Origin of the sequence: Leifsonia shinshuensis, from assembly GCF_013410375.1 — a bacterium.
Taxonomy (GTDB): domain Bacteria; phylum Actinomycetota; class Actinomycetes; order Actinomycetales; family Microbacteriaceae; genus Leifsonia; species Leifsonia shinshuensis.
The window spans coordinates 245667-259307 of the sequence record NZ_JACCFL010000001.1; the positions used below are offsets into that span (position 1 = coordinate 245667).

12 protein-coding genes are annotated in these 13641 nt (G+C 71.6%); 8 read left to right on the forward strand and 4 right to left on the reverse strand.

The features are described from left to right. The first annotated feature begins 69 nt into the window (after positions 1 to 69). Complete coding sequence (locus HNR13_RS01145) at positions 70 to 1329, forward strand: MFS transporter (RefSeq protein ID WP_179604060.1); 1260 nt, start codon at positions 70 to 72, stop codon at positions 1327 to 1329. Between the two features lie 281 nt (positions 1330 to 1610). On the opposite strand, the gene HNR13_RS01150 is transcribed toward HNR13_RS01145, so the two are convergent. Further along, a complete protein-coding gene (locus HNR13_RS01150) occupies positions 1611 to 2663 on the reverse strand; it encodes a lactonase family protein (RefSeq protein WP_179604061.1) in 1053 nt (350 codons plus the stop codon). A 59-nt stretch (positions 2664 to 2722) separates the two neighbouring features. Here HNR13_RS01150 and nucS point away from each other — a divergent pair, with 59 nt between their 5' ends. The 4 genes from nucS (at position 2723) to HNR13_RS01170 (ending at position 5080) form a co-directional block, all read left to right on the forward strand. Continuing rightward, positions 2723 to 3418, forward strand: a complete 696-nt coding sequence (gene nucS / locus HNR13_RS01155) for an endonuclease NucS (protein ID WP_179604062.1) — start codon at positions 2723 to 2725, stop codon at positions 3416 to 3418. Continuing rightward, positions 3418 to 3840 carry an SseB family protein gene (locus tag HNR13_RS01160; RefSeq protein WP_179604063.1) on the forward strand — a complete coding sequence of 141 codons (423 nt, stop codon included), beginning with the start codon at positions 3418 to 3420 and terminating at the stop codon, positions 3838 to 3840. The genes nucS and HNR13_RS01160 overlap by 1 nt, the downstream gene beginning before the upstream one ends. Positions 3841 to 3877: 37 nt before the next feature. Beyond that, entirely contained in the window at positions 3878 to 4576 is a 699-nt protein-coding gene (locus HNR13_RS01165; protein ID WP_179604064.1) for an HAD family hydrolase, read from the forward strand. Positions 4577 to 4669: 93 nt separating this feature from the next. Next, entirely contained in the window at positions 4670 to 5080 is a 411-nt protein-coding gene (locus HNR13_RS01170; RefSeq protein WP_179604065.1) for a hypothetical protein, read from the forward strand. A 201-nt stretch (positions 5081 to 5281) separates the two neighbouring features. On the opposite strand, the gene HNR13_RS01175 is transcribed toward HNR13_RS01170, so the two are convergent. The 3 genes from HNR13_RS01175 to HNR13_RS01185 all read right to left on the reverse strand — a co-directional run bounded on the left by HNR13_RS01175 (position 5282) and on the right by HNR13_RS01185 (position 11116). Then, entirely contained in the window at positions 5282 to 7183 is a 1902-nt protein-coding gene (locus HNR13_RS01175) for a BglG family transcription antiterminator (RefSeq protein WP_179604066.1), read from the reverse strand. 79 nt (positions 7184 to 7262) lie between these two features. After that, on the reverse strand, positions 7263 to 8390 hold the full coding sequence (locus tag HNR13_RS01180) for an acyltransferase family protein (protein ID WP_179604067.1): 1128 nt from the start codon (positions 8388 to 8390) through the stop codon (positions 7263 to 7265). An 11-nt stretch (positions 8391 to 8401) separates the two neighbouring features. After that, positions 8402 to 11116, reverse strand: a complete 2715-nt coding sequence (locus HNR13_RS01185) for a glycoside hydrolase family 97 N-terminal domain-containing protein (protein WP_179604068.1) — start codon at positions 11114 to 11116, stop codon at positions 8402 to 8404. Between the two features lie 167 nt (positions 11117 to 11283). Here HNR13_RS01185 and HNR13_RS01190 point away from each other — a divergent pair, with 167 nt between their 5' ends. The 3 genes from HNR13_RS01190 (at position 11284) to ptsP (ending at position 13628) form a co-directional block, all read left to right on the forward strand. Beyond that, positions 11284 to 11592, forward strand: a complete 309-nt coding sequence (locus HNR13_RS01190; protein ID WP_179604069.1) for a PTS sugar transporter subunit IIB — start codon at positions 11284 to 11286, stop codon at positions 11590 to 11592. Positions 11593 to 11655: 63 nt separating this feature from the next. After that, positions 11656 to 11922, forward strand: coding sequence for an HPr family phosphocarrier protein (locus HNR13_RS01195; protein ID WP_179604070.1), 267 nt, complete (start codon positions 11656 to 11658; stop codon positions 11920 to 11922). 2 nt (positions 11923 to 11924) lie between these two features. Continuing rightward, a complete protein-coding gene (gene ptsP, locus HNR13_RS01200; RefSeq protein WP_179604071.1) occupies positions 11925 to 13628 on the forward strand; it encodes a phosphoenolpyruvate--protein phosphotransferase in 1704 nt (567 codons plus the stop codon). Positions 13629 to 13641 lie beyond the last annotated feature (13 nt).

Below are 13641 nucleotides of genomic sequence, written 5' to 3' on the forward strand. Positions count from 1 at the left end.
GGCGAAAATCCGCTCCCCACCAGAACCCGGCGGCCGCCCGCGGCCCCCTTCGCTCTCCCAGGACAGCCGATGTCACAGCCGACCCCGACGACGACCCGCAGCCGCCGCGAACTGCGCGCCTGGCGGAACGCCGTCTTCGTCATCTTCATCCTCAGCGGGCTCGCGATGGCGACCTGGGTGGCCCGCATCCCCGGCGTGCGGGACGACCTAGGCCTCGGCCGCGACCCGTCGTCGGTCGGCTACCTCATCCTCGGCATGTCGGCGGGCGCGATCGTCGGCCTCTCGGTGTCCTCGCTGGTGCTCGTCCGCTTCGGCCCGCACAAGGGGATGGTCGGCAGCCTGGCGATCGTCGCGATCGGCACCCTGGCGATCGGTTTCGGCTCGACGGTGTTCCACGCGGTGCCGATGGTCGCGGTCGGCCTGATCCTGCTCGGATTCGGCAACGGGATGGTCGACGTGATGATGAACGTGGAGGGCACCGCGGTCGAGCGCGAGATCGGCAAGACGCTGATGCCGCTCATGCACGCCTTCTTCAGCCTCGGCACCGTCCTCGGCGCCGGCATCGGCGCCGGCGCCGCGGCCCTGCACATCGGCGTGGTCTGGCACCTCTCGTTCATCGCCGTCCTGATGGTCGTCGTGGCGCTGGTCGCGATCCGCTTCATCCCGCGCGAGGCCGAGCTCGGCGACGAGACGGGCGAGACGGAGCGCGTGCCGTTCGGGCAGCGGCTGCGCGCCTCGCTGGCGGTCTGGGCGGACTGGCGGCTCATCCTGATCGGCGTCGTCATGCTCGGCATGGCGTTCGGCGAGGGATCCGCCAACGACTGGATCGCGCTGGCCACGGTGGACGGCCACGGCCAGTCCAACTCCACCGGCGCGCTCGTGTTCGGCTTCTTCGTCTCCGCGATGACCCTCGGCCGCGTGCTCGGCGGCCCGATCGTCGACCGGGTGGGACGCGTCGCCGCGATCCGGCTGACCGCCGCGATGGGCGTCGCCGGGCTGCTGCTCTTCATCCTCGGCGGGCCGCTCTGGGTGGCCGTGATCGGAACCGTGCTGTGGGGCTTCGGCGTCTCCCTCGGCTTCCCGCTCGGCATGTCGGCGGCCTCGGAGGGGACCGAGAACCCGGCCGCGCGCGTGTCCGCCGTGGCGATCATCGGCTACTGCGCCTTCCTGGTCGGGCCGCCGCTGATCGGCTTCCTCGGCAAGGAGTTCGGCCTCCTGAACGCGCTGTACCTCATCCTCGTGCTGCTGGTCGCGTCCTTCCTGGCCGCGCCTGCGGTGCGCCCGGCGGCCGAGCGGCGCGCGCGGGACCTGGCGGCCGCCGCCGACTGAGCTCGGGCCTCGCATGCGAGCGCACGGAAAGTCAGGCGAAGCCGCGCGAGTCCGCGGATAATCCGCGTACTCGGCAGTCGCCCAACCCGCGAGTACGCGGAAAGTCAGGCGAGAACACGCGAGTACGCGGATAATCTGCGTACTCGGCTGTTGCCCAACCGGCGAGTACGCGCAAAGTCAGGCGAGAACGCTCGAGTACGCGGATTATCTGCGTACTCGGCTGGTGCGCGGCCGGCGGGAGCCCGATGTGGAGTCGGACGCGCGTCGCGCGACGGGTTCGCTCAGGCGAACGCGAGGCAGACGGGGGTCGGCACGGGCGAGGAGCCCAGCCGGCGCAGCGCGCGCGTCGCGGGGTCGAACGCGAACACGACGACCTCGTCGCTGTCCTGACAGGCCGCCAGCACCCGGTCGCCCTCCGGCGAGAGGACCAGGTCGCGCGGCGCCCTGCCGCCCACGGGGACGACCTCCACCAGCTCCAGCCCGGACGTCGACGCGTCGAACGCGAAGACGGCGATCGTGTCGTCGCCGCGGTTGGTCGCGAGGACGGTGCGCCCGTCCGCCGTCAGCCGCACCGCGGCGGTGAGGTTCGCGGCCGACGCGTCGGCTGCGGGTCCCCGCGTCCCGACCGAGGAAACTCGCTCGAACCGATCGCCCTCGCGGCGGAGGACCTCGAGCGTGCTGCCGAGCTCGTTCAGCAGGAGGATGTGCCGGCCGTCCGGGTGGTACGCCAGGTGCCGGGGCCCCTCGGCACCGACCGCGACGGTCGCCTCCGGCCGGAGCGTCAGCTCGCCCGCGTCCGAGAGCGCGTACCAGCGCACCTCCCCGATTCCGAGGTCCACGACGACGACGGCCCCGGTGACCGGGTCCATGCCGAGCTGGTGCACGTGCGGCGCCTCCTGCCGCACCGCATCCGGGCCGCGGCCCTCGTGCTGCACGAACGCGGTCCGCTCGCCGAGCGCTCCGCCGGCGTCGAGCGCGAAGACCGAGACGTTCCCGCCCACGTACGTCCCGGTCAGCAGGAACCGGCCGGAGGGGTGCAGCGCCAGATGCGCGGGCGAATCGCCGCCGCTCGACACCCGGCCCAGCGGCCGCAGCGATCCGTCGGCCGAGCGCGCGAACGCCGAGACGCCGCCGTCCGGCCCGGTCTCCTCCACCGCGTAGACCCGCGAGCCGTCGACCGACACGGCTACCCACGACGGGTTCGGGACGCGCGCCGCCACGGCGACGTCGCCGACCGCCGTGCCGTCGAACCGTGCCGAGAGCACTCCCTCGGCGTGACCGTCGACGTGCGGGAGGCGCTGGGTGTACGTGCCGATGAGGAGGTCGTGGGCCATGCCCTCATCCTGCCAGCACCGCCCAGGCGGCAGCACCGCCGGCACCGTACACTTGACCGGTGCGCCTCGTGATAGCCAACTGTTCCGTCGACTACGCCGGCCGCCTGAGCGCCCACCTCCCGCTGGCCAAGCGCCTGCTCATGCTCAAGGCCGACGGCAGCCTCCTCGTCCACTCCGACGGCGGCTCCTACAAACCCCTCAACTGGATGAGCCCGCCGTGCACCCTCACGGTCGACGAGCCCGACGAGCTGCAGCGGGAGGCCGGGATCACCGAGGTCTGGCGCGTCACGCAGGCGAAGACCGCCGACATGCTCATCGTCTCCATCCACGAGGTGCTGCACGACTCCGCGCACGACCTCGGCATCGACCCCGGGCTGCAGAAGGATGGTGTGGAGGCGCACCTCCAGAAGCTGCTGGCCGAGCAGATCCACCTCCTCGGCGATGGCCATGTGCTGGTCCGCCGCGAGTACATGACGGCGATCGGGCCGGTCGACATCCTGGCCCGTGACGAGCGCGGCGCCTCAGTCGCGGTCGAGTTGAAGCGCCGCGGCGACATCGACGGCGTCGAACAGCTCACCCGGTACTTGGAGCTGATGAACCGCGACCCGCTGCTGGCTCCCGTGTCCGGGGTGTTCGCGGCGCAGGAGATCAAACCGCAGGCCCGCACGCTGGCCGAGGATCGCGGCATCCGCTGCCTCGTGCTCGACTACGACGCCATGCGCGGGCTGGACGACAGCGACAGCAGGCTGTTCTAATGGCCGCACCCGCGGGACGCTTCCCCCAGACCTACGAGAACGGGCCGGTCCGCAAGGCTCTCGCGGCCATCACGGCAGAGCCGACGCTGGAGAACCTGGAGGCTCTGCTCGCCGCCGCGACGAAGGGCGGCCTGGTCGTCGACGTCACGGGGTCGACGCCGGACGAGGTGAGACTGCGCACGATCCAGTCGACGGCGGGCGAGCCCGTGCTGCCGCTGTTCACCTCCATGAAGGCGCTGCGGAACGCCGTCGGCGCCGCCGGAGGCAAGGGAACCCGCGTGCAGGCCGTCATCGTCCCTGCCGCCGAAGCGCTCGGCTACATCGCCAATGCCGACTTCGTGGCGGTCCAGTTCGACCCGGGAGCGGCGCACACGATGGTCGTCGCGCGCTCGCACATCGAGTCAGCTCTCAGCGAGCACTGACGGCACGCACGAACACCTCACATATCATGGGACGGCTATGACAAACCCGATCACCACGACCACCGACGCGCCCACGACCGTCGCGCGCACCTGGACCTGCGTCCTCTTCGACCTCGACGGCACCCTCACCGACTCCGCACCCGGCATCACCGCCTCCCTGGTGCGCATGTTCGAGACGCTCGGCCTCCCCATCCCCACCCCCGCCGAGCTCGTGGAGTACGTCGGACCGCCGCTGCTCGACTCGCTGCAGTCGATGGCCGGCTTCGACGAGGCGGCCGCCCGCGACGCCCTCACGGTCTACCGCGCGGACTATGCGGCCAACGGCGCGTTCGACAGCGCCGTCTTCCCCGGCATCCGCGGCCTCCTGCAGCGCCTGCAGGCCGCCGGCATCCCGCTCGCCGTCGCCACCAGCAAGCCGGAGACGCAGGCCACGCGCATCCTGGAGCACTTCGAGCTCGCGCAGTACTTCGACGTCATCGCCGGCGCGACCGACGACGAGAGCCGCAGCGCCAAGGCCGACGTCGTCGCCGACGCGCTGCGCCGCCTCGGCGAGCAGGGCGTCGCGCTCGACCACACCGTGATGGTCGGCGACCGCCAGTTCGACGTGGAGGGCGCCGCCGAGCACGGCATCCCGACCATCCTCGTCGAGTGGGGCTACGGCTCGCCCGCGGAGGCGGCCGGCGCGATCGCGGTCGTGCACTCGGCCGACCAGCTCAGCACGCTGCTGCTGGGCTGACCCGGGCGCGGGAGGTCCCGCCGGGAGCGTCGGAGGCTGCGCAGTAGGCTGGAGTGTTGCACTACCGCACTCCATACAGCACTAGGAAGAATCATGCGCACCAACAGCAAAATGCTCGTTCCCGCCGCCCTGGTCGCGGCACTGTCCATCGCCGCACTCACCGGCTGCTCCGGCAGCGGTAGCGGCTCCAGCTCGACGCCGTCGGCGTCGGCCTCCCAGGAGGCGACCTCCAAGTCGCTGCCCTCCGACTTCCCGAAGTCGGACGTCCCGATCGTCGCCGGCACCGTGCTCGTCGCGAACGGCGACCACAACGACGGCTGGTCCGTCACGGTCCAGCCGAAGGACAAGAACGGCTTCGCCGACGCGAAGGCCGCACTCGAGAAGGCCGGTTACACGGTCCAGCCCGGCGCGACCGACAGCAAGGCCGTCTACAAGAACGACAAGTACACCGTCGCGATCGGCACCCCCGGTGTCGCCGTGACGTACCTCGTCACCGCCAACTGACGGCGGCCCGGAAGCCGTCGGGCGCGCACGTTCCGCTGCGCGCCCGGCGGCTTCCGCCGTTCCAGCGCCGCGCGATTCGTGCTGAATGTCGCGAATCGCGCCGCCAAACGCGACATTCGTGCTGAATGTACGCCGGCACATTCGTGCCGAATGTGGGGAATCGCGGCGGCAAACGCGACATTCGTGACGAATGTGCCGCCGCTAGGCGTCGATGATGCGGACGAGCTCGTCGATGAACGCCGTGAAGGTGTCGGCCCGGCGGATGAGGCCGAGCACGGCCTCCCGGTCGGAGAACACCTCCACGAACTGGTCGAACACCGTCTGGAACGCCGCGCGGCCGCCCTCCGAGAACGCGATGAACGCGATCACGTTGACCCGGGCGTCGCCCCAGTCCATCGCGGTGTCGTTGACCACGATCGCGATGGCGGTGCGCTTGGCGTTCATGGTCATCGCGTGCGGCACCGCCAGCGTGTCCGTGAACGCCGTCGACGACATCTGCTCGCGCTCGACCGCCTGCTCCACGTAGTCGCTGCCGATCGCGTCGGCCGCGATCATCCGGTCGCCGAGGGCGCGGATCATCGTGATCGCGTCGCGCGCGTAGAAGTTGCGCAGGAACAGGCTCTCGTCGAAGTACTCGAGCAGCTCGTTCTTGATCCCGGCCCGGCGCCGCTGCCGGCGAATGCGGGCGACCGACTGCCGGATGTGCTCCACGTCGGTCTCGGTGAGGAACGGCTGCACGATGACCGTGTTCTCCCGGCGCCCGCGCGGGTCGATCGTGGTCAGCACGAGGTCGGCGTCGATGGCCGACCAGTCGGCGTCGGTCGACGTGATGACGCTCACGATGTCCAGCTCGTCGCCGAGGGCGCTCTCCAGCTTCTCGCGCAGCAGGATGTGCATGTCGTAGTAGTTGGGGCAGACCACGGCGGTGCGCACGGCGTCCCTGCGGCGCGACTGCTGCTCGAGGTAGGCGCCGACGTGCATGGCGATGTAGGCGATCTCGTCGTCGTTGACCGCGATCCCCTCCGCGGCCTGCAGCCGGCTGGCGATGTAGACGGCCAGCTCGTAGGTCATCGGGTAGGAGCTCTTGATCGAGCGGGTCAGGGGGTTGCGGGAGTAGGTGTTCTCGTGCGCGCGCGCCACCAGGTTCTGGACGTGCAGCGTGAGCCGCACGATGAAGTCCTCGTCGCGGAGGTCGACCAGATACTCGGTGGAGGCCCGTGCGACGATGCCGCGCACGACGGCCAGGTCCTCGTCGCTGACGAACTCGGCCACGCTGTCCGCACGCGCGCCCGGCGCGATCACCCGGGTGCGCAGCAGGATGGCGAGGTAGCGCAGCTCGGTCGGGTCCAGCTCGACGCCGAAGTGCTTCCGCACCAGCCCGCCGAGGTCGTCGGCGAGGCCGCGCAGTGCCTCCCCCGCGTCGGCGCCGCCCGCGGCGGGGAGCACCCGGTCCTTGGCCACCCGGTCGAGCGCGACGGCCATGTGCAGGAGGACGTCGTTGATGCCGTACTCGTTCACGAAGAACCCGCGCGCGTCCAGCATCTCCACCAGGTCGGACTTGAACGCGGCCAGCCCCTGCGACCCGAACGCCTCCTGGATGCGGGACACATCCACGACGCCCTGGCGCGTCTCGTCGCGGAACAGCCGGCTAATGAGCTTGCGCCGGGCGATCTCCGGGCCGGTCAGCTGCGCCACCGGTCCGTGCCGGTCGAGCGCGAGCTCGGTGCCGGCGAGGAGGCTGCGGACCCGGGTGAGGTCGGACTCGATGGTGGAGTCGGACACGAACAGGCTCTCCGCCGTCTCGTAGACGTCGATCCCGTCGGGCTCGTCCAGCAGCCTCCGCGCGAGGAACGCCAGCCGCTCCTGCGGCGACCCGGCCGCCGGGGCCGCGCCGGAGGTGTCGGCGAGGTAGGCGGCGTACGCGTCGCCCTTCACCCGGTACCCGGTGGGACCGGACTCGACCAGCTCGCCGAGCGCGGCGGCGTAGCTGCGGATGCTGCGGGAGGTGACGCCCAGGTCGTGCGCGAGCTCCGCGGCGGTCACCCAGGCAGCACGACGCGACAGGATGTCGAGCATCCTCGTCTGCTTCGCGGAGAGCGCCATGGACCGCGACCACCTTTCCCACCCGAGTCAATCACTCGGCAGCGGTTGCCGCAGGTCGCTCGCGGCAAGTTTCCGCCCCTCAGGAAGTTCGTCTGGACCGCGCCTCCAGCCTGGCGACCGGTGAGAACACGAACCGGAAGAGGGACCGCCAGAGCGGCGCGCCCGCCCGCTCCACGAGGAAGTGGACCGCGGCGGCGACCCCGAGGACGACGAGGAGGGCCGCCGCGATCCCCGGCCAGATCGCGCCCGGGTCCACCCATCGGTTGAGCAGTGCGTAGCCGAAGACGGCGTGACTGAGGTAGAGCGGGTAGGTCAGCGCCCCCAGGAACCGGCTCCCCGGGACAGGGAGCGCGGCGACCGCGGGCCGGGTGAGGACGAGCACGAGCACGAAGAGCAGGACCACGACGACCCCCAGCGCGACCGGGTCGGTCGCGGCACCGTCGCCCGACTCGTCCGCGTGCCGGATGGTCGCCACGACACCGCCGACGACGCTCGCGAGCAGGCCGGCCGCGCGCAACGCGGTCCACCCGCTGCGCGAGATCATCGCGATGATCGCGCCGCCCGCGAACAGCGTGAACAGGTCGCCGCAGAGCGGGAGGGCGGCCACCCGGGGCACGAACAGCGTCGTCCCGAGCATCCCGATCGCCCACAGCGGGAAGAACGTGTCGAGCCAGCGCCGCCGCCGGAACAGCAGGAAGAGGAAGACGAGCGCGTAGAACTGCAGCTCGAGGGTGAGCGTCCAGTACACCCCGTCGAGCTGCGGCTGCCGGAACACGGCGGGCGCCATCGTGAGGTTGGCGAGGAACTTCGGCAGCAGCTCGAGCGGAGCGGTCTGCCCGGTGACCAGCAGGGTCGCCGAGGTGAGCGCGACCCCGGCCCAGTAGGCCGGATACAGCCGCGTCGCCCGCCCGGCAGCGAACGCGGACGCCTCGCGCCCGGACGCGGACAGAAAGATGACGAACCCGCTGATCAGGAAGAACAGCTGGACACCGAGGAACCCGTACGCGGCCAGCCAGGAGACGGGCGTGGCTCCGAACGAGTGGATGGCGCCGTGCTCGATGCCCCAGAACAGCCAGTGGTAGGCGACCACGGAGAGGGCGGCGGCGAGGCGGAGGAGGTCGAGGATGGCGAGGCGGGGGTGGGGAGTGGCGCGGCGGGCACCCCTGCGGGTGAGCGTGGAGGCGACGTCGTCGGTGGGAATCGGCATGGGAGACTCCGCTACTGCGCGACGTCGATCGCGTCGATGTCGGGAGCCCAGCCGGACGCCTCCGCGGCGAGCGTGATCGAGTTGAGTCCTTCGACGAGGTCCACGCTGATGGTTCGGAGACTCCAGTCGTCCCACGACGCGGTGCGCGGGAACGTGACGACGCGCTCCGGTCCTCCGTTGACGCGGACGACGATGGACCGCACCTGAGCGGAGGCGTAGCGGATGCCGACCGTCGTCGCGCCGGCCTTCATTGCCGTCACGCCCGTGAAGGTCACGGAGGCGCCGTACCCGAGCTGGCCTACCATCTCGCCGCTGCAGCCGGCCGCTGCGCACGGCGCCCGGGTGGCCCTTCCGGTGAGGACGTTGGCCGCGTCCTCCGCCTGATAGGTCCGGATGAGCTCGACCCGGTCGAGGTCCGGGGCGTTCCCATCGGTCCCGGACAGCACGATCGTGTGCTTCCCCGGCGCGAAGTGAAGAGGCACGTCGATCGTGCGGGGGACGTTCCAGCCGTTGGGATCGCCGCTTCCACGCCCGGACTCCGCCGGAGTCACCGGCGGCGACGCGACCCCGTCCACCGTGACGGTCAGCCTCCGCTTCTCGCCGGAGAGGTAGGCGATGCGGGCGGTGTACGCGCCCTCAGCTTCGACGTCCGAGAACGTGATCCCCGCGTAGCCCACATAACCGGCCTTGGCCCCGCCGGAGCAGGACGCACAGGGCGCGACGCGTGCGCTGCCGCCCATCGCGGCGGACTCGGCCTCGAGGATCCGATCGGCCTTCGGGGTCGGCGCGGGATGCCCGGGCGTCAGGACGACCATCGCCCCGCCGTGCTCCGCGAGCGGGAGGGTGAGCGTATCGGCCGAGGTGACCGCGGATCGCTCGACCAGGGGCTGCCCGTTCGCCCCGCCATCCCGGTAGACCGTCGCCGTGTAGGTCCCAGACCCGAGGAAGTCGAGCGGCACGGGGAGCTGCCGTGCGCCATCCGTGATCGCGCCCACGTACCAGTCCTGACCGGACCGGCGGGCGAAGGCGGCGTGGCTGTCCGGGGCCGCGTCGACAAGCAGGGACTGGTCCCAGACGGTCGGGAGGGATCGGAGCACATCCACGCCCGGCCAGGTCTCGTACGCGGCCGGAGTGTCGGCCAGCGTGGTGAGCGCCGACGTGAAGGCGACCGACAGAGCCAGCTGGTGCGCTTGGGTCGTCAGCGGATTCGCGAGCGACAGGGCGACCGGTGTCGCGTCGGCGCTGCCGAGAAGCCCGCGGCCGAGCGTGAGGTTGACGTTGTCCCGCGCCGATGCCGGGTTGCCGTTCTTGTATCCCTCGGCGCCCGCGACGCCCTCGCTCGTGAGCACGTGCGGGTAGGTGCGCTGCTCGCCTCCCGGCTTGGTCGAACCGTGGAAGTCGAGCATGAGTTTCGCGCGGCCCGCGCCGATGCTGAGCCGGTCGTAGAAGCGCATGATGTCCGCACGATCGGAGTCGAAGAAGTCGATCTTCAGCCCGACGACGCCGCGCTCCGCGAGCTTCTTCATGGCGCTGTCGATCTCGCTTTGATCGAAGAGCGTCTTATCCGCCCTCCGGAATTCGTTGCGGTGCATCCACGCGAAGATGCCGACGCCGCGCGCCTTCGCGTAGTCCGCCAGTTCCTCGAGCTGATCCCACGAGGAGTAGCCCGCGTCCGCGGTCACGTACGGAAGGCCGAGTCGCTCGGCAGCGTCGACGTACTGGCGGTGCAGTGCGAGGTAGTCGTCGCCGCTCGCCATCGAGTTCGACCACCACGGCCAGAGCGAGACGCCCGGCCGGATCCAGTTCGCCGCCGACCCGGTCAGCTCCGGGGCCGGAGGAGCGTTGAGATCGGTGAGGAGGTGGGACTCCACCAGAGCGTCGAGCCCGCTCCCCATTCCGATCACGCGCCACGGTGTCGTCAGCGATCCGTCGAAAGGCACTCGCACGCTCGCCGGAGATTCATCGAAGACGGCGTTGTCCGGCCCGGGCAGCGCCACCCGGAGTGCCTGCCCTTTGCCGCGGGGGGCATCGAGCCGCACCGCCGGGTAGGGACCGCCGCCAGCGCGCACGGCGGCCTCCGTCAGCTGCACCCAGCGGCCGTCCGGTGCGGAGACGAGCGCGGGCATGGACAGCCGGTTACCACCCAGCTCCGTCGGCCCGAACCGCTGCGGCTTGCCTTCGTAGTTGCGCTCGTAGGGGCTCGCCCAGACCGTCGAGCCGGCCAGGAGTTCGAACGCGGTCGCTTCGGCCACGACCGCGGAGGAACCGGGGAGGTCGGCCGTGTACCGGAACGCCACACCGGACGGAGTCGCCCGGACCGCGACGGTCAGGCCGGCCGTCCCCTTGCGGTAGACGGCCACCAGCTCATCCATGACAGAGGAGACGGTCCCCTTCTCCGCGCCGCCGGGCGCGTAGCTGGACTGGATCCGCCGGCGCTCGGAGCGTTCGAAGGTCAGCCCGGTCGTGAGGTCGGCCGCTTCCGTCACGATGCCCAGCCGCACGGGCTGCAGCACGGGACGGCCGTCCAGCGACGTCGTGAGGTCGAGTGTTCCGTCCGGTCCCGTGTTCAGCGTCGCCGAGACGCGGCCGTCGACGGACTCGACGGACAGGCGCTGCGCGGCCGACGGATCGTCTGCCGAAGCCGCCGTCGTCGTGGCGACGAGCGCGCCGACGACGAGAGCGGCGGCGGGCAGACGAAGGGGTCTGGAGAGGGCCCGGAGGTGCATGCTCCCTGAGCATAGAGCATCAATGTCAATTCAACATGTTTCAGATCGCCCGCCCCTTCCGCCCCCCAGGAAGAAACCGTCCTGGCCCGCACCCGCCCGCCGGGCGGAGCATGGTCACGATCCACCGGACCACCCGTTCCACCGTTCCACCGAAAGGCATGAGGTCGATGAAGATCGTCGTTGTCTGCGGCGCGGGCGCCTCCAGCACCTTCGTCGCCGTGAAGCTGCGGTCCGCCGCGGCCGCTCGCGGGCTGCAGGTGCAGGTCGCCGCCGGGAGCGCGAGTCAGCTCGACTCGTTCGCCGGGATCGACGTCGTGCTCGTCGGCGCGCACCTCGAGTCCGGCGTGGCCGGGCTGCGCGCGAGGGCGGCCGGCACCGGGACCGCGGTCGCTGTGCTCCCGCCCGTCTCACCCGCCGCCCTGGACGGCGCCCAGGCGCTGGACCTGGCCCTGAGCGCGAAGGCCGGGGCACGATGAGAGCGAACGGCGCCGCGGGACCGCGGCGTACCGTGCCACCCGAGAACGAAGGAGACCGGAACAATGGCTGAGCGGATCATCACCGTCGGATCGACCCACGGGCTGCACGCCCGACCCGCCAAGCTCTTCGTGGAGGCCGTCGGCGCCTCCGGTGCGAAGGTGTCGCTCTCGAAGGAGGGCGGGCGCACGGTCGACGCCGGCAGCATCCTCGGCGTGATCTCGCTGGGCATCGACCACGGCGACAAGATCGTCCTCGCGACCGACGCCCCGAACGCCGAGGCGGTCCTCGACGACCTGGCCGAGATCCTCACCACGGACCACGACGCCTGACCATGTCCGAGACCACAGACAACACGACGCAGACGTCGCAGCTGACCGGGGCCGGCATCGGCCAGGGGATCGCCCTGGGCCACGTGCTCCGCATGTCCGACCCGCTCCCCGAGCCGGACACCACTCCCAGCACCCGCACCCCGGACGAGGAGAAGGCCCGCGTCGCGCAGGCCGTCGCGACCGTGGCCGCCGACCTCCGCGAGCGCGCCGGCCGCGTGTCCGGCACCGCGGCGGACGTGCTGGAGGCGCAGTCGATGATGGCGGAGGACTCCTCCCTCGCCGACGACGTCGCCTCCCGGATCGACGGCGGCACGACCGCCGAGCGGGCCGTGTTCGAGGGCTTCGGGGTGTTCCGCGACATGCTGATCGGCCTCGGCGGCTACATGGGCGAGCGCGCCACCGACCTGGACGACGTGGCCCAGCGGGTGATCGCCGCCCTGGAGGGCCGGCCGGCCCCGGGTGTCCCCGAATCCGACGAGCCGTACATCCTGGTCGCCCGCGACCTGGCTCCGGCCGACACGGCGCTGCTGGACCTGACGAAGGTGCTCGGCCTGGTCACCCGCGAGGGCGGCCCGACCTCGCACACGGCGATCCTGGCGCGGGAGAAGGCGATCGTCGCGATCGTCGGCGTCGCCGGGGCGGACGCCCTGGCCGCGGGCACCGAGGTGATCCTCGACGCCGGCGCCGGGACGGTCACGGTCGCACCGACTTCGGCGCAGTCCGAGGACGCCCGCCGCCGCATCGCCGAGCGCGAGGCGGCGCTGGCCGGTGGCCTGGAGCCCGGCGCGCTGGCCGACGGCACGCCGATCCCGCTGCTGGCCAACCTCGGCTCGGCCGAGGGCGCGCAGAAGGCGGTCGAGGCCGGCGCGGAGGGTGTCGGCCTGTTCCGCACCGAGTTCCTGTTCCTGGACGCCCGGATGGCACCGACCGTGGAGCAGCAGCGCGAGCAGTATGTGAAGCTGCTGCAGGCGTTCCCGGGCAAGAAGGTCGTGGTCCGGGTCCTCGATGCAGGGGCGGACAAGCCGCTGGAGTTCCTCAACGACGCCCACGAGGACAACCCGGCCCTGGGCCTGCGCGGCCTCCGCGCGCTGCGTGCCAACGAGGACATCCTCCGCGAGCAGCTCACCGCCCTCGCCGAAGCGGACGCGCAGACGGAGGCGGACCTGTGGGTCATGGCTCCGATGGTCGCCACGGTCGAGGAGACCCGGTACTTCGTGAGACTCGCGACCGAGTTCGGGCTCAAGACCGTCGGGGTGATGGTGGAGGTCCCCTCCGCCGCCCTGCTGGCCGACCGGATCCTGGCCGAGGCCGCGTTCGCGTCCATCGGCACCAACGACCTCACCCAGTACACGATGGCCGCCGACCGCCTCCTCGGCTCGGTCGCCGGCTTCCAGGACCCGTGGCACCCGGCCGTCCTCCGCCTCGTCGGCGAGGTCGGCGCAGCGGGTGCCGCGCACGGCAAGCCGGTCGGCATCTGCGGCGAGGCCGCGGCCGACCCGCTGCTCGCCGTCGTGCTCGTCGGCCTCGGCGCGACCACTCTCTCGATGTCGCCGGCGGCCCTCGCCGACGTGCGGCTGTCCCTCACCCGTTACACCCTCGACCAGGCGAGAGCCCTGGCCGAGGCAGCACTGGCCGCCGACGGCGCGGCCGAAGCCCGGGAGGCCGTCCGAACCACGGCCGCCGGGTTCGCCCATCCGCCTGCCTAGGCAGGAACCCCAC

Coding starts and splice junctions, on each gene's coding strand:
- HNR13_RS01165 (WP_179604064.1), top strand. CDS start 3,878: ATGACAAACCCGATCACCACGACCACCGACGCGCCCACGACCGTCGCG.
- HNR13_RS01160 (WP_179604063.1), top strand. CDS start 3,418: ATGGCCGCACCCGCGGGACGCTTCCCCCAGACCTACGAGAACGGGCCG.
- HNR13_RS01170 (WP_179604065.1), top strand. CDS start 4,670: ATGCGCACCAACAGCAAAATGCTCGTTCCCGCCGCCCTGGTCGCGGCA.
- HNR13_RS01185 (WP_179604068.1), bottom strand. CDS start 11,116: ATGCACCTCCGGGCCCTCTCCAGACCCCTTCGTCTGCCCGCCGCCGCT.
- HNR13_RS01190 (WP_179604069.1), top strand. CDS start 11,284: ATGAAGATCGTCGTTGTCTGCGGCGCGGGCGCCTCCAGCACCTTCGTC.
- HNR13_RS01195 (WP_179604070.1), top strand. CDS start 11,656: ATGGCTGAGCGGATCATCACCGTCGGATCGACCCACGGGCTGCACGCC.
- HNR13_RS01150 (WP_179604061.1), bottom strand. CDS start 2,663: ATGGCCCACGACCTCCTCATCGGCACGTACACCCAGCGCCTCCCGCAC.
- HNR13_RS01145 (WP_179604060.1), top strand. CDS start 70: ATGTCACAGCCGACCCCGACGACGACCCGCAGCCGCCGCGAACTGCGC.
- ptsP (WP_179604071.1), top strand. CDS start 11,925: ATGTCCGAGACCACAGACAACACGACGCAGACGTCGCAGCTGACCGGG.
- HNR13_RS01180 (WP_179604067.1), bottom strand. CDS start 8,390: ATGCCGATTCCCACCGACGACGTCGCCTCCACGCTCACCCGCAGGGGT.
- HNR13_RS01175 (WP_179604066.1), bottom strand. CDS start 7,183: ATGGCGCTCTCCGCGAAGCAGACGAGGATGCTCGACATCCTGTCGCGT.